Origin of the sequence: Streptomyces sp. NBC_00690, from assembly GCF_036226685.1 — a bacterium.
GTDB lineage: Bacteria > Actinomycetota > Actinomycetes > Streptomycetales > Streptomycetaceae > Streptomyces.
In genome coordinates, this window is sequence record NZ_CP109009.1 from 6,318,122 (window position 1) to 6,344,444 (window position 26,323).

Consider the following 26,323-nt stretch of genomic DNA (forward strand, 5'->3'; position numbering starts at 1 on the left):
CCGAAGGGGTGGAGACGACTACGGCTCACACGCGGGGCGATCACCGTACCGGGAAGGTAGGTGTAGGAGCCAGAGATCTAGGTCGGTCAAAGGGTCGGTCACACCCAGTGGCAGGCCGCCCCCGGGCCCGTCAGGATCGGGAGTGCCTGCTGTCGACAGCGCGGGGCCCGCGTCGCGGGGTCCGCAGCCAAGAGGGGACACCGTTCGTGGAAGCGGCAGCCGCCTCCCACCCTGGTCGGATCCGGAGGCTCCCCGCCCAGGACGACGGCAGGTGTCTTCGCCTCCGGCAGCACCGACAGCAGCGCCTGGGTGTAGGGGTGCCGCGGCGCCGTCAGCACCTCCTCGACCGTGCCGTACTCCACGATCCGCCCCAGGTACATCACCGCCACCCGATCGGCGATGTTCCACGCCAACCCCAGATCGTGGGTCACCACCAGCGCGGACAGGCCCAGTTCGTCGCGCAGCCGCAGGAGCAGTGCCAGGATCTCGCCGCGCACCGACGCGTCGAGCGAGGCCACCGGCTCATCGGCGACGATCAGTTCGGGTTCCAGGACCAAGGCACCCGCGATCACGACCCGCTGTCGCTGCCCGCCCGAGAGCTCGTGCGGGCGGCGCAGCAGAAAGCGCTCCGGGGGACGCAGCCCCGCCCAGGACAGGGCCCGGCAGACAGCCGTCCGTTCGTCCCCGTCGTACCGATGGATCCGCAGGCCCTCGGACACCGCGTCGTACACCGTGTGCCGGGGGTTGAGCGATCCGCTGGGGTCCTGAAGGACCAGCTGGACCCGGCGGCGGAAGGACTTCAACCCGCGGGCAGTGGTGGCGAGCGGGGCGCCGGCGAAGTCGATCCGCCCCGCGGTCGCCGGCACCAGCCCCAGCAGGGCGCGGGCCAGGGTGCTCTTCCCGCAGCCCGACTCACCGACCAGGGCGACGATTTCCCCGGCGGTCACGGTGAGGTCCACGCCGTCCACGGCCCGCACTTCGGGTCCGCCGCGGCGCCCTGGGAACCGTACGTGCAGCCCGTTTGCGGACAACAGGGGTTCGGGTCTCACATCGGGATTCACGGAGTCCTCCCGGAGGGCGGAACCTGGGGTCGGTCGGCCAGGAGACAGGCCACCCGATGGTCGTCGTTCCCGGTCAGGAACTGGTCCTCGCGGGTACAGGGCTCCAGGGCCCGGGCACACCGGGGGTGGAAGGCGCACCCGGTGGGCAACGCCGAGGGATCGGGCGGATCACCGGGCAGACCGCGTGGTGCCCGCCGTGATGCCGGGTCACCGACGCGGGGGAATGCGGCCGAGAGCGCCTGCCCGTAGGGGTGGCGCGCCGCGTCGAACACGGCACGCGCCGGCCCCTCCTCGACCACGCGCCCCGCGTACATCACCGCCAGCCGGTCGCAGACATCCGCCAGTACCGCCAGATCATGACTGATCATCACCAGCCCGATGTGTCGTTCCGTCACCAGTTGTTGGACCAGGCGCAGGATCTGGGCCTGGATCATCACATCGAGGGCGGTGGTCGGTTCATCGGCGACGATCAGCGCCGGATCGCACGCCAGCGCCATTGCGATCATCACCCGTTGGCGCTGGCCGCCGGAGAGTTCATGCGGATAGGCGTCCGCGCGCCCCTCGGGCAGTCCCACGCTCCGCAGCAGCTCACCGGCCAGGGTCCGGGCGGCAGCGGGTGTGGCACGCCGGTGGACGAGCAGCGGTTCGGCGATCTGCTCGCCGATCCGCCGTACCGCGTTCAGGGAGTGCATCGCCCCCTGGAAGACGATGGAGGCCCCGGCCCAGCGCACCGCCCGCAGCCGGCCCCACCGCATGCTCAGCACGTCCTCGCCGTCGAGCAGGATCCGGCCGTCCAAGTGGGCGGACGGCGGCAGCAGCCGCAGCAGCGCGAGTGCCAGGGTGGACTTGCCGCACCCGGACTCCCCGGCGATGCCCAGCTTCTGTCCGGCGGCGACGGTGAGGTCGACCCCTCGGACGGCCGGTACCGCAGTGGGCCCCGATCCATAGGTAACCGTGAGGTTCTGCACCTCAAGGAGGTTCATCGCGTCGCCCCCAGACGGGGGTTGAGCACCGACTCGACGGCCCGCCCGCACACCGTGAACGCCACGGCCACCGCGGCGATCGCGATCCCGGGCGGGGCCAGGTACCACCAGTGGCCGGACGAGACCGCCCCCGCCTCCCGGGCGTCCTGGAGCATGCCGCCCCAGGAGACCACCGAAGGATCACCGAGACCGAGGAAGGCGAGGGTCGCTTCGGTGAGGATCGCCGTGGAGATGCCGAGCGTCGTCTGCGCCAGCACCAGGGGCATCACCTGGGGGAGCACATGGCGGGCCATGATGTGCCGGTGCCCGCCGCCGAGCGCGGTGGCGCGCTCGATGTACGGGCGGGACTCGACCGCGACCGTCTGCGCCCGCACCAGCCGTGCCGTCGTCGGCCAACTGGTCACCGCGATGGCGAGGACCACCGTCCACAGGCCGCGGGACAACACCGTCGCCAGCACGATCGCCAGCACCAGCGCGGGCATCACGAGGAACCAGTCGGTGATCCGCATCAGGGCGGTGGCGAACCAGCCCCCGTAGTGCCCGGCGACCACTCCGACCAGCGTGCCGATCGCCACGGACAGCGCCGCCGCGAGCAGTCCCACGGCGAGCGAGACCCGCGCGCCCCACACCAGCAACCCCAGGAGTGAGCGGCCGAACTGATCGGTCCCCAGCCAGAAGGCTCCGCTCGGTGCCTCCATGGGGCCACCGGGTGCGTCTGCCACGCTCCGCACATCGCCGGCGGCCAACAGCGGGGCGGCGACCGCGACCGCGCCGATGACCAGGAGGACGGTAAGGCCCCACAGCCCCGCGCGCTGTTCGCGATAGCCCTGCCAGAAGCGGGCGAGCGAGCCGCGGCGACGGGCCCACACCAGGGCGGACGTCATCGGCGTACTCGGGGATCGAGCAAGGGGCAGGCGAGGTCGGCCAGCAGATTCATCAGGATCATCACCCCGGCGAACACGATGAACAGCCCCTGCACCAGGGGCAGGTCGGGCACGCTGAGCGCCTGATAGAAGAGACCTCCCAGACCGGGCCAGGAGAACACCGTCTCCACCAGGATCGAACCGGCCACCACATGGCCGAGATTGATGAACACCATGGTCACGGTGGGCAGCAGCGCGTGGGGCACCGCGTGCTGTCGGCGTACGTCCGCGTCCCGCAGGCCCTTCGCCCGCGCGGTCGTCAGATAGTCGCTCCCCAACTCGTCCAGGAGCGACGCCCGCACCACCAGCAGCGTCTGGGCATATCCGACAGCGACCAGCGTGCACACCGGGAGCACCATGTGGTGCGCCACGTCCACGGCGTACGCGAGGCCCTGCGCGCCACCGGACTCCATGCCACCGGTGGGGAAGAGTCCGGGGACGGGGCCCGTACCGACCGCGAGGGTGACGATCAGCAGCAGCCCGAGCCAGAAGGACGGTACGGACCACAGGGTCAGTGCCACGCCGGTCGTGAGCCGGTCCATCCGCCCGCCGTGCCGCCAGGCGCAGTGGGTGCCGAGCCAGAGGCCGAGGGCCGAATAGAGCAGGACGGCGGTCCCGGTCAGCAGTACCGTCGCCGGGAGCTTCTGGACGATCAGTTCGCCCACCGGGGCGTGGAACTGGTACGAGATGCCGAGATCGCCCCTGAGCGCCGCGCCGCAGTAGTCGGTGAACTGCTGCCACAACGGTTGGTCCAGCCCCAGTTGCGAGCGCAGCGTGGCCAGTTGCTCCGCCGAGGTGGGCATGCCGTGCGTCATGGCCTTCACCGGATCGCCCGGGATGATCCGGAACAGGAAGAAGCCCGTGACCAGCACGGCCACCAGGGAGACGACCGCGCCGCCCACCTTGGTGAACCCGTAGCGGACATAGCCGGCGATGGCCCGGCCCGACCGTTCCTCGGCGTACGTCACCGTCGTCATGGGCCTGGTTCCGTTCCGGGGCGGCGGTGGGGCGGGGCGCACACGGCCCGCTCCTTGGGTACTGGGCGTCGGTGAGGCGCGCACGGTTCGTCGACGGTCGCCGGGGAGCGGCGCAGGCTGCTACGCACGGTCGTCCGCCGTTGCGCGTCGCCGTCGGGCGATCAGACCCGCGACCAGCAGTGCGAAGACCAGTGCCGCGGCCATGCCGGACAGGACGGACCCCGCCGAAGGGCCGAGCGAGGTCCGCGCAGCCGCGCCGACCGTCGGCTGCGCGGACCACCAACTCCAGTAGCCGTCCTGCCCCCAGATGTTGCCGCCGTCCTCGGGCATGGTGGTGATCGAGGCGATCTGGTCGGTGCGGTACGCCTCGACCGCGTTCGGATAGGCCAGGATGTGCAGATATCCCGTGTCGTAGAGCCGGGACTGCATCCGCTTCACCAGCTCGGCCCGTCGTGCCACGTCGTACTCGGCCGACTGCTGCCGGTACAGCTCGTCGAATCGCCGGTCGCAGATGAAGTTGTCGGTCGAGCCGGTGCCCGAAGGGGTCGCGGGCAGTGCCCCGCAGGTGTGGATCGACAGGACGAAGTCCGGGTCGGGGCTGACCGACCAGCCGTCGAACGCGAGGTCGTAGTCGCCGCGCAGCCAGGGGTCGGAGACGTTGTCCCGGCAGTCGAGCCGCACGTCGATGCCGAGCCCGCCCCACCACTCCTGGAGGTATCGGCCGACGGCCTTGTCGTTGGGGTCGATGGCGTGGCAGAGGAGCCGGAACCGCAGCGGTTTGCCGTCCTTGCCGAGCCGCTTCCCGTTCCCCTTCAGCCGGTAGCCCGCCCGGTCCAGCAGCGCCGCCGCGGCGGTCGGGTCGAAGTCCATCCGTTGGCCTGCGCCCGGCTCCCAGAAGTAGGAACGGAACCGGGGCGGGATGTATCCGGCACCTTCCACGGCATGGCCCCGGAAGACCTTCTCGACGATCGTCCGCCGATCGGTGGCGTGGATGAGGGCCTTGCGGACGGCGGGATCGAGGAGGGCGCGATGTCCGCTGCCGAACCGTCGGCCGTCGAGGGAACGCGCGCCCGGATTGGTGGCCAGGGCGAAGAACCGACGACCGGGGGCGTCGTTCACCGCGATGCTCGAATCCTTCCCGAGGGCCGCAGCCTGCGCCGGAGTGAGGCCGTGGACGAAGGACACCTCGCCCTTGCGCAGGGCGGCGACGGCCGCGTCCCCGTCCTTGTAGTACGTGAACACCAACTCGTCGAAGTGCGGGGCACCGCGCCAGAACGTCCTGTTCGGCTTGAGCCTGATGAACCGGTCCACCCGGAAGTCGGTGAGGACGAAGGGGCCGTTCCCGACGACCGGATACGTCCGATCGTTGTTGAACGACGAGAAGTCGCGCACCCGGGACCAGATGTGCCGGGGCACGATGGGCACGTCGAGCGCGACCATGGTGGCCTGCGGTTTGTGCAGTTCGATGACGAGGGTGTGCGGATCGGCCGCGGTGACCTTGCGGAAGTTCGCCGTGTAGCTGCCGTGGGCGGTGGCCGCCTCGGGGTCCTTCATCATCGTGGTGAACGTCCAGGCGGCGTCGGCGGCGGTGACCGGTCTGCCGTCGGACCACCGGACACCGCGGCGGATCGCGTACGTCCAGACGAGCTTGGACGGCGAGGCGGTCCAGGAGGTGGCGAGCCCCGGCACCGCGCGCCCGTCCTTGACGTCGTAGTTCGTCAGGTTCTCGTAGATCAGCCGGTGCACGGTGGTCGCGACCATCCGTTGGGCGAGGAACGGACTCAACGAGTCGACGCTCTGGGAGACGGCCACCGTCAACACCCTGGGCCCGGCGCCGGCCGCCCGGCCGGGTTGTACGAGCACGGCCAACAGGACGACGGTGACGCCCATGGCGAGCCACAGTCGTCTGCGCGCCTCAGTGGTCATGGTGACCTCGCGTCATCACTCACGGGGAGCTGATGGCCGATTGGGGGTCGGCCCGTCCTTGACGCGACGTCTATCAGGGGAGGTTCGGCAGGTCAACGACCTGCCGACCGCGTGTGGGGGGTCGGGAAACGGCGAGGGCCCGTACCGCTCGACGGTACGGGCCCTGCTGGTCGAGCTACTGCGGAGGAGCCTGTGGCGGCTGCGGGGGCTGGCGGGGCGGCCAACTCTCGGACGGCGGCGGAGCCCCCGCATCCGCGGGCCCGGAATCATCCGACTGGCCCCCTCCGGGAGGAGCCTGTGGGACTCCCGGCTGTGAGAAGGCCGGTGGGGGAGGAGTCTGTCCCGGGGCTCCGTAGAAGCCTTGGCCCGGATTCTGCTGGGGTGCTGATGGCTGTCCGGGTACCTGGTATTGAGCCTGCGGATGTTGCTGCCAGTTCCCCTGGGGGTAGGGCTGCTGTCCGCCTCCGTACGGTGCACCGCCCTGGGGGTGACGCTGCGGTGCATGATGGGGCTGCTGGCCCTGCTGGGGTGCGGGAGCCCCCTGGTGCCCGGGCATCGGCGGCGCCATGGTCGGCGGCGGATTGCCGTTCGACGCGGTCCACAGCCCCTGCTGCTGTTGGGCGCGTACGAAGTCCTCGGCGATCATTGCCGAGAGGTTGAAGTACGCCTCCCGGGTCTTGGGCCGCATCATGTCCAGATCGACCTCGGCGCCCGCCGCGAGGTGCTCGTCGAACGGCACCACGACCACACCGCGGCAGCGGGTCTGGAAGTGCTGCACGATGTCCTCGACCTTGATCATCTTGCCGGTCTCGCGGACCCCGGAGATGACGGTCACCGAACGCTGCACCAGATCCGCGTACCCGTGCGCGGACAGCCAGTCGAGCGTCGTCGAAGCGCTGCTGGCGCCGTCCACGGACGGTGTCGAGATGATGATCAGCTGATCGGCGAGGTCGAGCACGCCGCGCATCGCGCTGTAGAGCAGACCCGTGCCCGAGTCCGTGAGGATGATCGGGTACTGACGGCCCAGCACCTCGATGGCCCGCCGGTAGTCCTCGTCGTTGAACGCCGTCGAGACCGCGGGGTCCACGTCGTTGGCGATGATCTCCAACCCGGACGGCGCCTGCGAGGTGAACCGTCGGATGTCCATGTACGAGTGGAGGTACGGGATCGCCTGCACCAGATCCCGGATGGTGGCACCCGTCTCACGGCGCACCCTGCGGCCGAGCGTGCCCGCGTCGGGGTTGGCGTCGATGGCGAGGATCTTGTCCTGTCGCTCCGTGGCCAGCGTCGAGCCCAGGGCGGTGGTCGTCGTGGTCTTGCCGACACCGCCCTTGAGGCTGATCACCGCGATGCGGTAGCAGGACAGCACCGGCGTACGGATGAGTTCGAGCTTGCGCTGCCGCTCGGCCTCCTCCTTCTTGCCGCCCAGCTTGAACCGGGAGGCACCCGATGGCGTCCGGCTCGACCTGGGCTTCTGCCGGTTGTTGCGCAGCAGTCGGTCCGACGACAACTCGACCGCCGCCGTGTAGCCGAGCGGCGCCCCCGGCACCGAACGCTCCCGCTGATCGTGGGTGACCGGTGTCGGCCAGGCGGCCCCGGCCCGTGGATCGACGGGGGGTGCCGTCGGCTGCGGCGGTCCCGCCTGCGGCTGGTTCTGCTGGGCCTGCTGGTATGCGGACGGCTGCTGCTGGCCCGGTGCGCGGGGCGGCCCCTGAGGACCGGGTTGCTGGGGAGTGGGCTGCTGGGGTGGCAGGGGAGCGGCAGCGGGCGGCACGCTCTGCGGATAGCCGTAGCCGGGGGGTGGCTGTGGTACTTGCCCCTGCTGGTGCTGGGCGGCTGCCTGTTGCTGAGGCTGGTGTTGCGGCTGCGGTTGCGGCTGTGGCTCGGACGGCAGGGGCGGCTGGGGGAATCCATAGCCGGGCGGGGCCTGGTGAGCGTACGGCTGCTGCGGTGCCTGCTGGTACTGGTGTTGCGGCGCGGGGGGCTGAGGCTGCGGCGCGGGCCGCGCGTGCTGAGGGGCCTGGGGGTGCAGGGGAGCCTGGGGGTGCACGGGGGTTTGGGGGTGCAGGGGGGCTGCCCCGCCGAGACCCTGATGAACCTCGGGAACGCCCGGCTGCATCGGTACGGGAGGAGTGTGAGGTCCGGGGGGTGCAGGATGCGACCCCTGGGCCATCGGGCCGCCCGGCTGTGGATAGCCGTACCCGCCGCGCTGGTCCGGCGTCCCGGGCGGCGGGAAGCCGTACCCCGGTGGCGGTCCGGCCTGTGTGGGGCCGGGCAGTGGTGGCACCGCGGACTGCTCGGAACTCTGCGGGGAGACCGGCCACTGCGGCGCGGAGGCAGGTGCGGCGGGCTGGAAGGCCGGCGGCAGCGGCGGCAGGGCCGCATCCGGCGTCTGACCACCGGGCGTCCATGCCTGAGCGGGTGTCGGCAGGGCCGCCGGCACCGCGTCCTGGGAAACCGGAACCGCGTCGCGGGGAGCCGGAACGGCGTCCTGAGGTACCGGACGGCCCGGATCGGCCTGGCCGTCCTGGGCATCGGCGGAGGTCACGGAGTCCGACTGACCATCGGGGACCGGGTCCTCGCCGGCAGGCGGTACGGAATCCGTCGCCGACGGGCGGTCGGAAGGATCGCCGGCCGCAGCCGTCGTACCGCCTTGCTCGGGTGTCTCGGCGGGCGCCGGTGCGGCAGCGGGTTCGACCACGGGGTCCGTGTCGACGTCGCTCGGCGGGCCGACGGCGAACGCACCGTCCGCCGTGCGCTCGGCGTGCGGAGCGGAGTCGGCCCCCTCGTCGGACTGCTTCGACTGCTTCAACTGCTCCGACTGCTCCGACGCCGTATCCGGGCCAGTGGCAGTGGCAGTGTCCGGGGCGGTCGTGTCCGTGGTGGTGCTCAAGGGGCGCGCCTGCTCAGCCGCGGCGTCCCGCTCCGCGATCTCGCGAGCCAGCGCGGCGGGGGAGAAGCGCATGGTCGTTCCGCTCTCCACATCACCGCCGCCGAGGGGCGCGGACGCGGGTGCGACGGGCGTCCCCGTGGTGTGCGGAGGTGAGTCGGGTGTCGGCTGCGGGGCGGAAGAGGCTCGGTGAGCAGCCGCTTCCTGCCCGGCCACAGGTACCGATGGCGCCACGAAGTCCGGTGCGGCAGCCGTATCCCGCAGGGGCTCGACGGGCGCCGGCTCGACCATCGGCACCGGCTGGATGACCGGCATCGGCTCCGGAGTCGGTGGCGCGATGGTGATCGGCGGCTGCTCGGAAGCCGGCGCCGGGGTCATGGCCTCGGCCGACGGCCGCCCCGGCGAAGGAGCGGTGGGAGCTGGCGGAGGCACAAAAGCAGGAGGCACATGGGCAGAAGGGTCGACAGCAGGACGATTGACATCAGGGCGGTCGACAGCAGGAGGAGCAAAAGCAGGAGGGGTAAAAGCAGGAGCCACCGGGGCCGAAGTCGCAGCATCCGGAGCCGGAGGTGCGGATTCCGGGTACTGGGACACCGGAGGGCCGGGCTGCGGTGCCACCGGCGGACGTGCCTGTGTCCAACTCGGCTCGAACCCACTGCCCGTGGGCAGCCCCGGTACCGCCACCGGCGCTCCGGCCGGTGGCGGAGGCGCCGACCCCGCTGCACCCCCGGAGTCACCCGACGCGTTCTGCGTGTACCAGGCCGGCGGGGTGTAGTCGATGGTGAACTCACCCGTCATCTCGGCGGGCTCCGCGTCGGACTCGTCGGCGGGAACCCAACCCCCGCGGATTTCGTCCCGATCGCTGTTCACTGTGCCTCCTGGTGTGGTCGAGCACCCTGGTGCCGTCGTGGGTGGGAGCGACCGCTGATTCCCGATCGGCCCGGCTCTCCCTGTGGAACACCGCCGGTGTCCCCTCAGGTTCTACGGCGCACCCCCGCAGGGTCTTGCGCCGCTCTCCCCACCACCCTAATCGCCCATTGGGGCGGACCGGCAGGGCCGACCGTCCGTCGGCTACCGTCCCGTACGCCAAGGGTGGCCCCCACGTGGCCCATGCCCACCAGCCGTTGAACAAAACGCAGCGGAAGAAACGGCGAAGAACCGGGAAAAACGCCGGACAAAACAGTGCAAGCCCTAGCGTAGGCGCGCCGGTCAGTCCATCCTGCGGGCGCTGCCCAACAATCCGGTCTCGGCATCCGTGGCCTGGGTCATGACGAACTGTCGATCACGTGCCGTACACCAGAGCGTCACACCGTCCGCAAGAGTGGACAGCGCCTCCGCCTCAGCCGGGGGCAGATGCATGATGCGACCGATCTGAGCCGCCTCGTCGGGGGACACCCGCTGGACCCCCACCACGCCCGACTTCTCCATCAACCGCGGTGCGACCGGACTGAGATACGGCAACAGCGTCACCACGGACTGCCAGGGCCCGGACACCACCCGGCCGCGCGGTGGACGCATGCCGCAGTCGCGGACCACCACGACCGGGCTGCCCGCCGACGGCCCCTGGGGCGGTACCCGCCCCACATCGTGGAGCGAGATGCACTGCTGCCCGCCGCCGGCGGCCTGTGCCAACGCTGTCCAGGCCGGGGCGCGTCCGGTCTCGACCGTCACCCGGGCGCCCGTCGCCGCCGCCCGCAGCGCGAGCACCTGCGCCGTCCACAGGCCGCCGATCAGCGTCACGTCGTACGGAGTGGGGCGGTTGATGCCGAGCACGGTGGGCCGGCCCTCGGCGTCCACACCGATGACCATCCCGTCGTCACCCACCGGCACGGCGAGTGCGGCGAGCTGATCCAACGGCACCTCGTGCCGGTCACGGCGCGGGCCGATCAGTCCGAATCCGGTACGGAGTCTGGTGGCGGGTGACGGCATCAGCGGGCTCCCCCGAGCGGCAGTGTGGCGAGCATTCCGGGCAACTGCTCCCGGTCGAGCCGCACCAGTCCGGTACGCACTCCCCGGGCGGCGCGCTCCAGTTCATGGCGGGCGGTGACCAGTTCCTCGTCGCTGCGACCCGTGATGCGGACATGGCCGGTCACGGTCACCCCCTGTCGATCGCCCTGCCCCAGGGTGAGACTGAAGGTCGTGGCCAGCGCCGGGATGGAGGTCAGCAACGCGACCAGTTGGGGCATGGAGGCCCCGCCGCCGCCCAGTTGCGGCCAACGGCCCATCCAGTACGTCGTGTGACGACGGTCGTCGACCCGCCAGGTGCGGGAGGTCTCCTGGGTGCGCCGCGTGGGCGCGTCGGCCCGACCGGCCTGGGCGATGGCGAGCGGGCTCGCACAGGAGGAGGTCGCGATGGCGGCGATCAGCTCGGGCTCGGTCAGGACGGTCGCGGTGAATCCGGCGCCCGTCAGCCGGCTCGCCAACTGGTCGGCGGTGCGCACCAGACACTTCTGCGCACCCTCCAACCCGCCACCGCGGGCCGCGACCGCGTCGGGGCACAGTTCGGGATCCAGCTTGAGCGCGATCCAGGTGATCCGCAGTGCGGGCGAGCCCGTCTGGGCCTGGAGAGGGGCGTAGTTGCGGGCGGCGACGGACTGCTGGGGCAGATGCGGCGCAGGTGCCGGTTGGGTGTGCTGGACGATCTGCGCCGACTCCAACCGGATGCCGTCCACCTCCAGCACGTCCCGTACCAGGGAGACGGGCAGGGGCCGCGCGGTCCGCTCCGGGCGCAGCGCGGTGGGGCCGGTCTCGATCTGGAGGAGCGCGGTCACGAAGGTGCCGTCCCCGATCATTCCGACCGGTCGGCGGTCACGGTCGCTGAAGGTGTACGTCCGCAGGGCGGGGTCGCATTCGACGGCGGGGGCCAGGCCCGGTTCGGTGTCCGCGGGTAGCACCAGGGAAGCAGCCCTGCGGGTCCGTGCGCGCAGCGCGAAGACGGTGGACAGCCACTCCGGAAGGGAGCGCCGGTGTCTGCGCAGGAGGGCCAGGAGCACCAGGACCGCCGCGACGACGGCCGTCGGGACCAGCAGCAGGGTGTCGATCACCCAGGCCACCAACAACAGGGCGGCGGCGATCTCGATCAAGACGAACTGTTGCAGTCGGAACGAGCCGAAGTGTCCGGGTCGTCCCTTGAGCCGGGGGACGACCGCTCCTTGTGAGGGCGCCCCGGGTTGGTTGGGGGATTGCCCCCGGGCAGCGCGCCGCGCACGCGTAGCGGAAGCCATTAATCCGTCCCCCAGTTCATAAAACCACAAACCGTCCCGATCGCCCCCGATGACCCATTCCCATAAGGGGATTCAGGGGCCGGAACACCCTACCCGGCCCACGCGCGCCATCGGATAACAGGCATAGTAGGGGGCCGGTCCGGCATTCAGGACCCGAGGTCGAACGCACCAGACGACCTCCACGGGGAAATAGCGCCTTCTTCATCAATGGGGACTCATGGCATCACGGCGGGATGAGCTCAACGCGTACACCTTTGCGAAGAAACGCACGGTGGCGGCATTCCTCCAGCCTTCTGCCACGGGAACGGAGGAAGGAGCGCCGCGCCCGATGCGGGCCATCGTGCCCGGGCTGATCGTCGGCGCTCTGGTCCTGGCCGGCTTCGGCGCGTTCGGCATGTTCAAGCCCAAGGCGCCCAAGGACTGGGCGGCACCCGGCACCAAGGTGATCGTGGGCAAGAAGTCCACCACCCGGTACGTGGTCCTGGAGACCGGCAAGGACAAGAGCAAGAAGGTCCTCCTCCACCCCGTTCTCAACCTGGCCTCCGCCCGGCTGCTGCTCAACCCCCAGCAGTTCAAGGTCATCACGGTCAGCGATGACGTCCTCGACCGTGGCAAGCCCCCGCGCGGACCCATCCTCGGCATTCCGTACGCCCCCGACCGGCTGCCCGGCGAGAAGGAAGCGGAGCAGCCCAAGCGATGGGCCGCCTGCGAGCAGCCCGGCGCGGGCAAGAGCACCTCCGTGCAGAAGGCGACGTTCGTCTTCGGCAAGCGCGACGAGAAGCTCACCGAGGGCGCCCGGAAGCTCAAGGGCGGCCAGGTCCTCTATGTGCAGGGCCAGCAGAAGAAGCGCTTCCTCGTCGACCCGTCCGGCACCAAGTACCTGGTGCCCGGCGACGATTCCGATGTGCTGACCCGGGCCCTGGTCAACCGGGAGCAGCCCCAGGCCGTCACCGACGACTGGCTGGCCACGCTCCACGAGGGCAGTCGGGTCGAGTTCCCCGAAGTGCCGGGCGAGGTGGGTGCGGACGCCGGTATCGGCGGCGGGCTCACCGAGGAGCAGGACCGGATCGGCATGGTCCTGCGGGCCCCCACCGGCACCGGCCCGCAGCACTACGTCGTGCTCAAGGGCGAGGTGCGTCCCGTGTCGGACTTCACGGCCTGGCTGCTGATCAACTCCCCCCAGACCGACCGGCTCAACATGGAGGGTGACGCGTCGAAGGTGGACGCCTCGTCGATGAGCCCCGAGTCCGAGGACTTCGGCGGTCAGTACCGCTGGCCCGCCCTGAAGGCGGAGCTGATCAACACGGCGGGCGGGGAGCGCGACACGATCTGTAGCGTGCTGCGCAAGGTGGACGACAAGGGGCGGACGACCTTGTCGATGTGGGCGGGCTCCCGCTATCCGGCGGAGATCACGGCCGGTGGCACCAGCACCTATGTGACGCCCGGCACCGGGCTCCTCTACACCCAGATCCAGGGCGAGCAGACCAAGCCCGACGGCTCGTTGTTCCTGGTGACCGACACCGGACTGCGGTACGCGGTCCAGGCCAACGGTGACAGCGACAGCGACCGTTCGGAGATCGGCGCGGGCGACCAATCGGAACAGTCCGACGGACGCCCCGAGCCGAGCGAGGCGCAGAACCGGCTGGGATACGGCAAGGTGACGCCCGCGCTGGTCCCGATCGTGTGGTCGGAGTTCCTTTCCAAGGGGCCCCGGCTCGACACCAACAGCGCGCGCCAGCCGCAGGGTTCATAAGGGAGCGCTCGTCCGTGTCGCATACACATCCGCATCCGCGTCCCCACCGACGGATTGCTCGGGCCGCCGTTGCGGCCACCCTCGCCGGATGGGCGTTCGCACCCTCGCTCGCGTACGCCGTGCACCCTCCGCACACCGCGAGCGGCGGGGGACCCGTCCTGGACGGCAGTGGTGAGTGCACCATTCCGATGAAGGAGCAGATCCCCGGCATCCCCTGGCCCTTGCAGCGCGTCCTGCTCGACCAGGTCTGGCAGGACACCAAGGGCAAGGGCGTCCGCGTGGCCGTGATCGACACCGGCGTGGACAACAAGAACCCCCAACTGCGCGGGGCCGTCGACGCATCCGCCGGGAAGGACTTCCTCCCGGTGGACAAGGAGAACCCGAGCGGCAACGCGGGCAAGACCAACGGGACGGTCGACGAGATCGGGCACGGCACCAAGGTCGCCGGCATCATCGCGGCCCGCCCGCGGGCCGGTACGGGCTTCGTGGGGCTGGCCCCTGAGGCCACCATCATTCCGATCCGCCAGAACGACGAGAACAACAGCGGCAGCGATGTGTCGATGGCGAAGGCGATCGACCACGCCATCGCCGAGAAGGCCGACGTCATCAACATCTCCCAGGACACGACCAAGCCCCTGAAGCCGGATTCGGCGCTGGGGCTCGCGGTCGATCGGGCGCTGAAGGAGGAGATCGTCGTCGTCGCTTCGGCGGGCAACGACGGCATGGACGGCAAGTCGAAGAAGACGTACCCCGCGGCCTTCCCCGGGGTCCTCGCGGTGGCCTCGTCGGACCGCAACAACGAGCGGGCCGCCTTCTCCCAAGCCGGTGACTTCGTCGGCGTCGCCGCACCGGGCGTCGACGTGGTCTCCACCGTCCCCGGCAACGGCCAGTGCGTCGACAACGGCACCAGCTTCTCGGCGCCCTATGTGGCGGGGGTCGCCGCCCTGTTGAAGGCGAAGTACCCGCGCTGGAAGCCGCACGAGATTGTTGCCCAGATCGAGCAGACCGCCGAGCGCAGCACCAACGGCCGTGATGACTTCGTCGGCTGGGGCGTCGTCGACCCGGTGCGCGCGCTCGACGGTGACGGCGGCCCGATCCAGCAGCCGACCCCCGACCTCGGTCCGGCCAAGGCCCCCGCTCCGGAGCCCGCCGCGCTCACCCTCGGCGAGACTCCACAGGAACGCACCGAGCGGTACGCAACCTATGCATTGGGAATCGGCGTCGTACTGGTGTCCGTGGTGGCGGGGTCGGCGACGGTCCTCCGCGACACCCGGCGCAAAAGGGCGCATTGAGGTAAATGGCCCAGGTTACTTTGCAGTTGGAACACCTGTACCGAGTGGATAGAGTGACGGTAGGACCGGTGGAAACCTGTCCATCACGGGGGCGGCATCCAATTGGCTTCCGTCTACGTAACCGTCGAAGGAAGAAGGGGCACGATGTCGGGCAACAGGGACCTTGATGTCACTAGTGGCGAACTCGTCGGTCTTTCCGGCAAGATCGACAAATTCCAGGGGGAGCTGAACAGTCGGATCACTTCGCTCAACGGCGTGGTGGACCGCATTCAGGCGGGCTGGAAGGGCGCGGCCCAGCAGGAGTACGACCGGGTGCAGGCGGAGCTCAACCGCCGACTGCGCGATGTGCAGCGCGACCTGGACAACCTCCAGCAGCTGGTCAAGATGAGCGCCGACGGCTTCGACGCCCAGGAGACCGAGCGCATCCAGGCGTTCCGCAAGATGGAGCCCGGACAGGGCAGCGCCATCCTCAACGTCTGATCCACACCGCACCGTTCGCAGACCCTCGCCACTAGGAGCAAACGATGACGACTGCCGTCAATTACGACACAGTGACCACGGCGGCCAGCGATGTGCGCGCCACCTCCACCTACCTCAACCAGCAGCTCCAGGACCTCTTGGGCCAGGTGAAGCAGGTCGCCGGAAACTGGCAGGGTGAGGCCAAGGAGGCTTACATCACGGTCCAGAGCAACATCGCCACCAACATGGACGGCCTCAACCAGGAGCTGGCGACCATCGCCCGCCTGCTGGACCAGGCCGTCGTGGGCTACCAGGACACCGACAAGGGCAACGCAGCCCGGTTCCGCATGATGCAGTGATCCGAACTGCGCCCATGACGAGGGGGGTTGCCCGGCACCGGCCGGGCAACCCCTCGTTCGGGTCGGCCCGTACCGGTCCGACCCGAACGCAAGAGCTCAGGTGAGGTCGAACTCCCCGTCACGCGCCCCGAGGACGAAGGCCCGCCACTCGGCCTCGGTGTAGCGCAGCACGGTGTCCGGGTCCAGCGACGAGCGCATCGCGACCGCGCCACCGGGCAGATGGGCGATCTCCACCCGCTCCTCGTCCTCGCTGGTGCCGGGGGCGCTGAGCCACTCCACACCGGAGATGTCGAGGGCGTACAACTCGTCCTTCTGGCGTTCCTTGTCGGCTGAGTCAGCCATCGCGCCGTCCCTCCCACGGTTCGGTCGAACCAGATGGCCCTCCCGGAGGAGAGCCATCTGTCGGGCCGCCCCTTCGGACGGCCCTGGACACCCTATGGTCGTCAGCGATCCGGCAGCCAGCCCACCTGGATCAGCGGCGCGCCGCGCTTGCGCGAAACGAACGTGCCGCGTCCCGGAGGCATCGGCCGCGCCCGGACGTTGCCCAGGATGTCGCCCTCACCCGGATCCCCGGAGAGGATGACGCCCTGCGCCCCCAACTCCTTGATCCGCTGCATGAACGACTCGTACATCGCCCGGGACGCCCCCGCGGAGCTGCGGGCCACGATGAAGCGGATGCCGACGTCACGGGCGAACGGCAGATGCTCCACCAGCACCGACAGCGGATTGCCCGAACCGGTGGCCACCAACTCGTAGTCGTCGATGATCACGAACAGCTGTGGGCCGGTCCACCAGCTGCGGTCGCGCAACTGCTGAGGGGTGATGTCCGGCTTGGGCGCCCGCTTGCCCATGACGGTTCCGATGGCGTCCATGTGCATCTCCATGGCCGACGTCATCGGGGCGTACTCCAGCAGGTGCGAGGGGGCCACCGCCTCCAGCATGGTGCGCCGGTAGTCGCCCACCACGATCCGCGCCTGCTCGGGGGTGTACCGCTCGGTGATCTGCTTGGCGATCAGCCGCAGCAGCGCGGTCTTGCCGGACTCGCTCTCGCCGAAGACCAGGAAGAAGGGGTCGGTCTCGAAGTCGACGAACACCGGTTCGAGGCTGGTCTCGTCGATGCCGATGGCGATGCCGTGCTGCGGCTGCTCGAAGCCCTTCGGCAACTGCTCCGCGGGCAGCCGGCGCGGCAACAGCCGGATGACGGGCGCCGGCGGTCCGTTCCACTGGCTCTTGGACGCCTGCACCAGGGCCGCGCACCCCTCCGCCAGATCACCCGCCGAGCTGATCGAGTCGATCCTCGGCAGGGCGGTCATGAAGTGCAGCTTCTCCGGCACCTGACCACGGCCGGGCACCCCGGTCGGCACGTTGGCCGCGACCTTCCGGTCGAACTCGGAGTCCATGACGTCACCGAGCCGCAACTCCAGCCGACCCAGCATCTGATCCTTGAGGGCCGCCCGCACCTCCATGTACCGCGCTGCGGTGATCACCACATGGATGCCGTAGCCCAGCCCCCGTGCGGTCAGATCCGCGACCAGCGGCTCCATCATCTCGTAGTCGTTCTTGAAACCGCCCCAGCCGTCGATGACCAGGAACACATCGCCCCAGGCTTCACCCGGGAGTTCGCCCGCCGCACGCCGACGACGGTACGTGGCGATGGAGTCGATCCCGTTGGCGCGGAAGAACTCCTCCCGACGGTTGAGCACCCCGAGGACCTCGGCGACCGCACGGCGCACCCGCTCCGGGTCCAGCCGGGACGCCACTCCACCGACGTGCGGCAGGTCAGACAGTGACGACAGCCCGCCTCCGCCGAAGTCCAGACAGTAGAACTGGACCTCGTACGGGGTGTGGGTGAGGGCGAAGGACGAGATCAGCGTCCGCATCAGCGTCGACTTACCCGACTGCGGACCGCCCACGATCATCATGTGCCCCGCGGCACCCGAGAAGTCCCGGTACAGCACCTCGCGCCGCTGCTCGAAGGGCTTGTCGATGAGCCCCAGCGGAACCGTGAGGCCCCCGGGACGGGTGTACTCCGTCGCAGTCAGCCCGCGATCCGCCGTCGGCGCCAGCCCCGGCAGCAACTGGTCCAGCGTCGGTGCCTGGTCCAGCGGCGGCAACCACACCTGGTGCGCGGGCACGCCCTGCCCCTCCAACCGGCGCACGATCACGTCCAGCACCGTGTCCGCCAGCGCCTCGTCCTCGTGCGTACGGGCGGACGCACTGGTGATCGGCGTGGGAGCCGCGTACACCACCGGCACCGGTGCGGCCGTGAAGACGGCGGGCCGCCGCTCGATGGGCAACTGGCCGGCCGACAGGTCCGGTCCGCCGGTGCGATAGGTCCCCGAGACGTACGCCGCCTTGAACCGGGTCATCTCCTCGGTACCGAACTTCAGATAGCCCGAGCCCGGCACCGACGGCAGGTGGTACGCGTCCGGCACCCCGATCGCGGCCCTCGACTCGGCGGCCGAGAACGTCCGCAGACCGACCCGGTACGAGAGATAGGTGTCGAGCCCCCGCAGCTTGCCCTCCTCCAGCCGCTGGGACGCCAACAGCAGATGCACGCCCAGCGAACGACCGATCCGACCGATCTGGATGAACATGTCGATGAAGTCGGGCTTGGCGGTCAGCAGTTCGGAGAACTCGTCCAGCACCAGCACCAGCGAGGCCAGCGGCTCCAGCGGGGCACCCGCGGCACGGGCCTTCTCATAGTCGTGGATGTTGGCGTAGTTGCCCGACTTGTGCAGCAACTCCTGCCGCCGCTGCAACTCGCCGCGGATCGCGTCCCCCATGCGGTCGACCAGCGTCAGGTCGTCCGACAGGTTGGTGATCACAGCCGCGACGTGCGGCATCTGCGACATCCCCGCGAAGGTCGCACCACCCTTGAAGTCGGCAAGTACGAAGTTCAACGTCTCCGAGGAGTGGGTGACCGCGAGACCGAGCACCAGGGTCCGCAGCAACTCCGACTTTCCGGAGCCGGTGGCGCCGACACAGAGCCCGTGCGGACCCATGCCCTCCTGCGCCGCCTCCTTGAGGTCCAGCATCACCGGCTGGCCGTCCTCGCCGACACCGATGGGCACCCGCAACCGCTCCGCCATGGACCGGGGCCGCCAGGTCCGCGCCACATCGACGCTGGCCGCGTCCCCCAGATTCAACAGGTCCGTGAAGTCCAGGTTCGCCAGCAGCGGCTCGTCGTCGTCGCCCCCGCCCGTGCGCAGCGGCGCCAGTTGCCGCGCCAGCGCCTCCGCGGCGGGCAGCGAGATCCCGTCCGGAACCCCCTCGTACGCCACCCGGTGCCCCGACGCGAGCCGCAGCTTCCCCGGGCGCACCACGATCGACAGTCCACCGCGCGGCTCGTCGAGATCACCGGAGACCACCTCGACGATGGTCACGCCCTGCAACCCCTCGGCCGCCGCGAACAGCGAGTCGGGCGGCACCATCCCGCCGTCGAGCACCAGGACGATATGCGGCTGGTCGAGCACCGGCTGGTTGTCCCGACTGAACCGCGGCCTGCCCTCCAACCTGCTGTGCAGCAACTGCTCCAACTCGCCGAGGTCATCGCCGAACAGCCGCTTGCTGCCGGCCCCGTCGATCTGGCCCGGCACCTGGGTGTGCGGCAGCCACTTCGTCCAGTCCCACCGCTCCACGGACCCCGGAGCGGCGACCACCGCGACCATCAGGTCGTCGGGGGAGTGCAGGGTCACCAACTGGGTCACCAGAGCACGCGCGGCGGACTGCGCCGACTGCGGCTCCCCGGAAACCGTCAAGTGGTAGAAGGCGCGCAGGGAGATCGCCATCGGCAGGCCGTCCAACGAACCGTGGACCGCCAGGAACTGCTGCATCGCCCCCGCGGCCAGCGGCTCCAACTCGTCCACCGGTGCCGTGTCCGGCGCGATCAGCGGCGTCGCCAACTGCTGCGCACCGAGCCCGACCCGGATCTGACCGAAGTCATGGTCGCCCACCCGGCGTTCCCACACCCGCGAGCCCTCGGCCACCAGCGACCACAACTGCTCCGGATCGGGATTCAGATAGAGCTGGGCGTCCCGCTGACTGCGCGCTGTCTTGCGGATGGTCCGCCGTGTCTGGGCGAGGTATTTGAGGTAGTCCCGCCGGACATCCGCCATTTGCCCCTGCGTACCCCGACGGAATCTCACCACCTGGGCGATCACCATCGCCAGGGTGGACACCAGCATCAGTACACCCATGATGCGCATGAACGGAGGTGCCTGCGGCGAGAAGAAGAAGACCACCGACGACCCCATGCCGAGCACCGGCAGGATCTGCATCAGCATGCCCTCCTGCTGCCCCCGCGGGAGCTCGGGAGGCGGCTCAAGGGCCAGTGCATCAGTGGGCACTTCAGGCGGCAGTGACCTCGGCGGGCGTTTCACGACGATCTGGCTCACCGGAGCATCAATCCCTCGATACGGACGAAAAGCATGTGCAGTTGGATGCTGGTGGGCAGCTTTCGTACCGACGCCCCCGTGAGCGGCGGGCCCCCTCCGCGCGACGGCGATCCTACTTGCAGACCAGCCCAAGATGTCCCGGTAGGGTGGCGCGCGCAGTGTGCGCAACCGCGAATCAGGGGGACCAGACAGTGAGTACGACCGCAGCGACCGGCTTCTGCCGCGTCACCGTCGTCGCGCCGGACAGCCGGATCGATGTCGCCCTTCCCGAAGACATCGCCGTCGCCGACGTCTACCCGGAGATCCTGCGGCTCACCGGCCAGACCCAGACCCCCGGTACGCCCACCGGCTACCACCTGGTCCGCCGGGACGGCACGGTCCTCGACGGCGCCCGCACGCTCTCGGCCCAACAGATCCTCGACGGCGAGGTCCTCAGCCTCCGCCCGTTCGCCGAGTCCCTCCCCCCGGCCGTCTATGACGATGTGTCGGACGCCGTGGCGTCCGCCGTGCGCCGCGACCGGCATCTGTGGAGCGACGAACTCCTGCGCGCCGCAGGACAGCTGGGCGGCGTGGTGCTGCTGGTGCTGATGGGCTTCATCCTCTGGTTCGCGGACCCCGTCCACCACGACATGCACAGCCTGCCCGGCATCATCGCCGGCGCCGCCGGACTGCTCCTCACCGCCTTCGCCGGGGTGCGCGCCCGCGTCTACGCCGACCGCGCCACCGCCGTCGCCCTCGGACTCGGCGCACTGCCCCTGCTCCTGATCGCGGGTTCCGGCATCATCGCCCCCGACAGCGGCGACGGCCCCGGCCGACTTCAGTTCCTCCTCGGCTGCGTCACCGTCCTGATCGCCTCGGTCGCCCTCGTCGCCCTCACCCCCAGCGGTGACGCACCCTTCGTGGCCGCCACCTTCCTCAGCGCCACCGGCACCCTCGCCACGTTCATCGGCATCCTCACCGAGGCCACCGCCACCGAGACCGCCGCCGTCGTCGTACCCGTCGCCATAGGGCTCGTCGCCTTCCTGCCCGGACTCTCCGCCCGCTTCGCCCGGCTCCCCATCGGCTACGCATCCCCCCGAAGCGCCGCCGAGGACGACTTCAACGCCGACCCCGCGGACCCGCACGCCCTGCCCGAACCCGAGCCCGTCGACGGCGAGCGCATCGCCCTCCAAGCCCGCCGCGGCCATGAAATGCTCCTGGGCCTCGTCGGTGGCTGCGCCGCGGTCGTCGTCGGCAGCGCCGCCGTCCTCGGCTTCTCCAGCAGCTTCTGGGGGCAGCTCCTCGCCCTCGCGGCCGGCCTCGCGATGCTCCTGCGCGCCCGCCTCTTCCGCTACACCTCGCAGGTCGCCTGCGCCCTCGTCGCCGGAATCGCCGCCATCGCGCTCCTGGTACTCGGCCTCTCCCTCAACCCGCCCGTGGACCTCGTCAAGGAGCTGGTGATGTACGGGGACCGAAGCGGCCTCGACATCCGCACCGTCTGGCTCGCCGCCGCCGTCGCCGCGGGCGCCGCACTGATCACCGCCATCGGCCTCGTCATCCCCAAGAAGGGCCTGTCACCCTTCTGGGGTCGACTCCTCGACCTCACCGAGGGCCTCGTCCTGCTCTCCCTCGTCCCGCTCTCCCTCGCCGTCCTCGACGTCTACTCGGCGGCACGGTCCCTGACCAGCTGACATCACCACCGACCGCACCCGGCCATCCCCGTCCGGGCCGCTGGTGTACGACTGGTACTGTGGGTGACGGCCGTTTGTGTACGCGCCCCCGGTTCTTCTGGGAGCTGCGCCCATCGCGCCTTCGCCTCCGAGTCACGGAAGCTCCCCTGAGTACAAGACCAGGGGCACTCGTGGGCGCAAGAACACCACGAAGGAGTACCGAGTGTCTCTCGACGCCGCTACGAAGAAGCAGATCATGACCGAGTTCGGCACCAAGGAGGGCGACACCGGCTCCCCCGAGGTCCAGGTCGCCATGCTCTCGCGCCGGATCTCGGACCTGACCGAGCACCTCAAGACCCACAAGCACGACCACCACTCCCGCCGCGGTCTGCTCATTCTGGTCGGCCAGCGCCGCCGTCTGCTGCAGTACCTGGCCAAGAAGGACATTCAGCGCTTCCGTACGCTGGTCGACCGCCTCGGCATCCGCCGTGGTGCGGCCGGCGGCGCCAAGTAAGACGCCGTGGAGGGAGCGGTTCCCCCGTGACGAGGGAACCGCTCCCTTTTGCTGTACGTGCGTGACCTGCCACCCGGCACTTATTCTGGGTGTGGTTGCACAAAGCAATAAAGACGCATCACCCGTACCACCCCTGTGGGAGAAGCTGGCTCGCCGCCGCCGGTCCTCGGTAGTGGCTCCCGGAAACCGGTCCGCCGGTGCCCCCGGGTGCTTCGATCGAAGACCGGCCCCAGGAACGAGAGCTTCTCCGCCCAGTCCCCCCGCCACACGGGCGAAGGGACACAAGACGCAAAGTAACGGAGAAATCACTAGTGGAGAACGAGACCCACTACGCCGAGGCCGTCATTGACAACGGTTCCTTCGGCACCCGCACCATCCGCTTCGAGACGGGCCGCCTCGCCCGGCAGGCCGCCGGCTCCGCCGTGGCGTACCTGGACGACGACACCATGGTGCTGTCGGCCACCACCGCCTCCAAGAAGCCCAAGGACCAGCTCGACTTCTTCCCCCTGACGGTCGACGTCGAGGAGCGGATGTACGCGGCCGGAAAGATCCCCGGCTCCTTCTTCCGCCGGGAGGGCCGCCCCTCCGAGGACGCGATCCTCACCTGCCGCCTGATCGACCGCCCGCTGCGCCCCTCCTTCAAGAAGGGCCTGCGCAACGAGATCCAGGTCGTCGCGACGATCATGGCGCTCAACCCCGACCACCTGTACGACGTCGTGGCCATCAACGCCGCCTCGGCCTCCACCCAGCTGGCCGGACTGCCCTTCTCGGGTCCGATCGGCGGCGTCCGCGTCGCGCTGATCAAGGGCCAGTGGGTCGCCTTCCCGACGCACACCGAGCTGGAGGACGCCGTCTTCGACATGGTCGTCGCCGGCCGTGCGCTCGAAGACGGTGACGTCGCGATCATGATGGTCGAGGCCGAGGCCACCGAGAAGACCATCCAGCTGGTCAAGGGCGGCGCCGAGGCGCCCACCGAGGAGATCGTGGCCGCCGGCCTCGATGCCGCGAAGCCCTTCATCAAGGCCCTCTGCAAGGCCCAGGCCGACCTGGCCGCCAAGGCCGCGAAGCCCGTCGGCGAGTTCCCCGTCTTCCTGGACTACCAGGACGACGTGTACGAGGCCCTGTCCTCCGCAGTCAAGAGCGAGCTGTCCCAGGCGCTCACCATCGCCGGCAAGCAGGACCGCGAGAGCGAGCTGGACCGCGTCAAGGAGCTGGCAGCTGAGAAGCTCCTCCCGGCCTTCGAAGGCCGCGAGAAGGAGATCTCCGCCGCCTACCGCAGCCTGACCAAGGCCCTGGTGCGCGAGCGCGTCATCAAGGACAAGGTCCGCATCGACGGCCGCGGCATCACGGACATCCGCACGCTGGCCGCCGAGGTCGAGGCCATCCCGCGTGTCCACGGCTCCGCACTGTTCGAGCGTGGCGAGACCCAGATCCTGGGCGTCACCACCCTGAACATGCTCCGCATGGAGCAGCAGCTGGACACCCTTTCCCCGGTGACCCGCAAGCGCTACATGCACAACTACAACTTCCCGCCGTACTCCGTCGGTGAGACCGGCCGCGTGGGCTCGCCCAAGCGCCGTGAGATCGGCCATGGCGCGCTCGCCGAGCGCGCGATCGTGCCGGTGCTGCCGACGCGCGAGGAGTTCCCCTACGCGATCCGTCAGGTCTCCGAGGCCCTCGGCTCCAACGGCTCCACCTCCATGGGCTCGGTCTGCGCCTCCACCATGTCGCTGCTGAACGCCGGTGTGCCGCTGAAGGCCCCCGTCGCCGGCATCGCCATGGGTCTGATCTCCCAGGAGATCGACGGCCAGACGCACTACGTCGCCCTCACCGACATCCTCGGTGCGGAGGACGCCTTCGGCGACATGGACTTCAAGGTCGCCGGTACCAAGGAGTTCGTCACCGCCCTCCAGCTCGACACCAAGCTGGACGGCATCCCCGCCTCCGTCCTGGCCGCGGCCCTCAAGCAGGCCCGCGACGCTCGCCTCCACATCCTCGACGTGATGATGGAAGCGATCGACACCCCGGACGAGATGTCCCCCAACGCCCCGCGGATCATCACCGTCAAGATCCCCGTGGACAAGATCGGTGAGGTCATCGGCCCCAAGGGCAAGATGATCAACCAGATCCAGGAGGACACCGGCGCCGAGATCACGATCGAGGACGACGGCACCATCTACATCGGTGCCGCCGACGGCCCGGCCGCCGAGGCCGCCCGCGCCACGATCAACGGCATCGCCAACCCGACCATGCCGGAGGTCGGCGAGCGCTACCTGGGCACGGTCGTCAAGACGACCACCTTCGGTGCGTTCGTGTCGCTCCTGCCCGGCAAGGACGGACTGCTGCACATCTCGCAGATCCGCAAGCTCGCCGGTGGCAAGCGTGTGGAGAACGTCGAGGACGTGCTCGCCGTCGGCTCCAAGGTCCAGGTCGAGATCGCCGAGATCGACTCCCGCGGCAAGCTCTCCCTGATCCCCGTGATCGAAGGCGAGTCCGACAACTCCGGCTCCGAGGACAAGGACGACGCTGCCAAGTGACGTCGCGCAGCTCACGAGCGACGGCCCGCCCCTCTTCGAAGGAGCGGGCCGTCGCCCGTACCCAAACGCTTCTCCAGGGTGAGAACGGCATCGGCACCGTCCGCCGCACCACCCTCCCCGGTGGTCTGCGGATCGTCACCGAGACCCTGCCCTCCGTGCGCTCGGCCACCTTCGGCATCTGGGCGCACGTCGGCTCCCGCGATGAAACGCCGTCCCTGAACGGCGCCACGCACTATCTGGAGCACCTCCTCTTCAAGGGCACCGAGCGTCGCTCCGCCCTCGACATCTCCTCGGCGATCGACGCGGTCGGCGGAGAGATGAACGCCTTCACGGCGAAGGAGTACACCTGCTACTACGCGCGGGTCCTCGACACCGATCTGCCGCTCGCCATCGACGTGGTCTGCGACATGCTCACCGGCTCGCTGATCCTCCAGGAGGACGTGGACGCCGAGCGAGGGGTGATCCTCGAAGAGATCGCCATGACCGAGGACGACCCGGGCGACTGCGTCCACGACCTCTTCGCGCACACCATGCTCGGTGACACCCCCCTGGGCCGTCCCGTCCTCGGCACCGTCGACACCGTCAACGCGCTCACGGCCGAGCGGGTCCGACGCTTCTACCAGAAGCACTACGACCCGACCCACCTGGTCGTGGCCGCGGCGGGCAACGTCGACCACGCCACCGTCGTGCGTCAGGTCCGCCGCGCCTTCGAGAAGGCCGGTGCCCTCACCCGTACCGACGCCGTGCCGCTCGCCCCGCGCGACGGCCGCCGCTCCCTGCGCACCGCGGGCAAGGTCGAACTCCTGGGCCGCAAGACCGAGCAGGCGCATGTGGTCCTCGGCATGCCGGGACTCGCCCGCACCGACGAGCGCCGCTGGGCCCTGGGCGTACTGAACACCGCACTCGGCGGCGGGATGTCCTCCCGCCTCTTCCAGGAGGTACGGGAGAAGCGGGGCCTCGCCTACAGCGTCTACTCGTACACCTCGGGCTTCGCCGACTGCGGCCTCTTCGGCGTCTATGCGGGCTGCCGACCCAATCAGGTCCACGACGTCCTCAAGATCTGCCGGGACGAACTCAACCGGGTCGCGTCCGACGGCCTCACGGACGACGAGATCGGCCGGGCGATCGGCCAGCTCTCCGGCTCCACCGTGCTCGGCCTCGAAGACACCGGCGCGCTGATGAACCGTATCGGCAAGAGCGAACTGTGCTGGGGAACGCAGATGTCCGTCGACGAGATGCTCGCGCGGATAGCTGCCGTCACCCCGGACGAGGTACGCACGGTCGCAGCGGAGGTGCTGGGCCACCGTCCGTCACTCGCGGTGATCGGCCCGCTGAAGGACCGCCAGGCGGACCGACTCCAAGAAGCGGTCTCCTAACCA

Annotated in this window: 18 protein-coding genes and 1 pseudogene; 8 read left to right on the forward strand and 11 right to left on the reverse strand. The window is 69.9% G+C overall.

Going from position 1 to position 26,323, the window contains the following annotated elements:
• Window positions 1–98: 98 nt before the first annotated feature.
• The 9 genes and pseudogenes from OID54_RS27810 to eccE all read right to left on the reverse strand — a co-directional run bounded on the left by OID54_RS27810 (window position 99) and on the right by eccE (window position 11,984).
• A complete protein-coding gene (locus OID54_RS27810) occupies window positions 99–1,061 on the reverse strand; it encodes an ABC transporter ATP-binding protein (protein WP_329023858.1) in 963 nt (320 codons plus the stop codon).
• Window positions 1,058–2,044, reverse strand: coding sequence for an ABC transporter ATP-binding protein (locus OID54_RS27815; RefSeq protein WP_329023859.1), 987 nt, complete (start codon window positions 2,042–2,044; stop codon window positions 1,058–1,060). Before OID54_RS27815 ends, OID54_RS27810 begins: the two co-directional genes overlap by 4 nt.
• Entirely contained in the window at window positions 2,041–2,928 is an 888-nt protein-coding gene (locus tag OID54_RS27820; protein WP_329023860.1) for an ABC transporter permease, read from the reverse strand. Before OID54_RS27820 ends, OID54_RS27815 begins: the two co-directional genes overlap by 4 nt.
• Window positions 2,925–3,944, reverse strand: a complete 1,020-nt coding sequence (locus OID54_RS27825) for an ABC transporter permease (protein WP_329023861.1) — start codon at window positions 3,942–3,944, stop codon at window positions 2,925–2,927. Before OID54_RS27825 ends, OID54_RS27820 begins: the two co-directional genes overlap by 4 nt.
• Before the next feature lie 120 nt (window positions 3,945–4,064).
• Window positions 4,065–5,870 carry an ABC transporter substrate-binding protein gene (locus tag OID54_RS27830; protein WP_443055684.1) on the reverse strand — a complete coding sequence of 602 codons (1,806 nt, stop codon included), beginning with the start codon at window positions 5,868–5,870 and terminating at the stop codon, window positions 4,065–4,067.
• Between the two features lie 175 nt (window positions 5,871–6,045).
• Window positions 6,046–9,138 (reverse strand): AAA family ATPase, encoded by a 3,093-nt coding sequence (locus OID54_RS27835; RefSeq protein ID WP_443055798.1) that lies wholly within the window; start codon window positions 9,136–9,138, stop codon window positions 6,046–6,048.
• A gap of 372 nt (window positions 9,139–9,510) precedes the next feature.
• A pseudogene (locus tag OID54_RS39270) lies at window positions 9,511–9,630 on the reverse strand (SCO5717 family growth-regulating ATPase); the annotation flags it as partial.
• Window positions 9,631–9,969: 339 nt separating this feature from the next.
• On the reverse strand, window positions 9,970–10,689 hold the full coding sequence (locus tag OID54_RS27840) for a hypothetical protein (protein ID WP_329023864.1): 720 nt from the start codon (window positions 10,687–10,689) through the stop codon (window positions 9,970–9,972).
• Entirely contained in the window at window positions 10,689–11,984 is a 1,296-nt protein-coding gene (eccE, locus tag OID54_RS27845; protein WP_329023866.1) for a type VII secretion protein EccE, read from the reverse strand. The genes OID54_RS27840 and eccE overlap by 1 nt, the downstream gene beginning before the upstream one ends.
• Window positions 11,985–12,201: 217 nt before the next feature.
• Here eccE and eccB point away from each other — a divergent pair, with 217 nt between their 5' ends.
• The 4 genes from eccB to OID54_RS27865 all read left to right on the forward strand — a co-directional run bounded on the left by eccB (window position 12,202) and on the right by OID54_RS27865 (window position 15,847).
• Window positions 12,202–13,737 (forward strand): type VII secretion protein EccB, encoded by a 1,536-nt coding sequence (gene eccB, locus OID54_RS27850; RefSeq protein WP_329023867.1) that lies wholly within the window; start codon window positions 12,202–12,204, stop codon window positions 13,735–13,737.
• 14 nt (window positions 13,738–13,751) lie between these two features.
• Window positions 13,752–15,029, forward strand: coding sequence for a type VII secretion-associated serine protease mycosin (gene mycP / locus OID54_RS27855; RefSeq protein WP_443055685.1), 1,278 nt, complete (start codon window positions 13,752–13,754; stop codon window positions 15,027–15,029).
• Between the two features lie 144 nt (window positions 15,030–15,173).
• Window positions 15,174–15,509, forward strand: a complete 336-nt coding sequence (locus OID54_RS27860) for a WXG100 family type VII secretion target (protein WP_329023869.1) — start codon at window positions 15,174–15,176, stop codon at window positions 15,507–15,509.
• 44 nt (window positions 15,510–15,553) lie between these two features.
• Window positions 15,554–15,847, forward strand: a complete 294-nt coding sequence (locus tag OID54_RS27865) for a WXG100 family type VII secretion target (protein ID WP_329023871.1) — start codon at window positions 15,554–15,556, stop codon at window positions 15,845–15,847.
• A gap of 96 nt (window positions 15,848–15,943) precedes the next feature.
• On the opposite strand, the gene OID54_RS27870 is transcribed toward OID54_RS27865, so the two are convergent.
• Both OID54_RS27870 and eccCa read right to left on the reverse strand, forming a co-directional pair.
• Window positions 15,944–16,189 carry a DUF397 domain-containing protein gene (locus OID54_RS27870; protein ID WP_329023872.1) on the reverse strand — a complete coding sequence of 82 codons (246 nt, stop codon included), beginning with the start codon at window positions 16,187–16,189 and terminating at the stop codon, window positions 15,944–15,946.
• Between the two features lie 101 nt (window positions 16,190–16,290).
• A complete protein-coding gene (gene eccCa / locus OID54_RS27875; RefSeq protein WP_329023873.1) occupies window positions 16,291–20,244 on the reverse strand; it encodes a type VII secretion protein EccCa in 3,954 nt (1,317 codons plus the stop codon).
• 191 nt (window positions 20,245–20,435) lie between these two features.
• Between eccCa and eccD the strand changes: the two genes are divergently transcribed.
• From eccD to OID54_RS27895, 4 genes are all read left to right on the forward strand, one after another.
• On the forward strand, window positions 20,436–21,914 hold the full coding sequence (gene eccD, locus OID54_RS27880) for a type VII secretion integral membrane protein EccD (protein ID WP_329023876.1): 1,479 nt from the start codon (window positions 20,436–20,438) through the stop codon (window positions 21,912–21,914).
• A 202-nt stretch (window positions 21,915–22,116) separates the two neighbouring features.
• The gene (gene rpsO / locus OID54_RS27885) at window positions 22,117–22,407 is read left to right on the forward strand and encodes a 30S ribosomal protein S15 (RefSeq protein WP_030351649.1); all 291 of its coding nucleotides are present in this window, start codon (window positions 22,117–22,119) and stop codon (window positions 22,405–22,407) included.
• Between the two features lie 311 nt (window positions 22,408–22,718).
• Complete coding sequence (locus OID54_RS27890) at window positions 22,719–24,944, forward strand: polyribonucleotide nucleotidyltransferase (RefSeq protein WP_329023879.1); 2,226 nt, start codon at window positions 22,719–22,721, stop codon at window positions 24,942–24,944.
• Entirely contained in the window at window positions 24,941–26,320 is a 1,380-nt protein-coding gene (locus tag OID54_RS27895) for a M16 family metallopeptidase (protein ID WP_329023881.1), read from the forward strand. The genes OID54_RS27890 and OID54_RS27895 overlap by 4 nt, the downstream gene beginning before the upstream one ends.
• The last annotated feature ends 3 nt before the right edge of the window (window positions 26,321–26,323 follow it).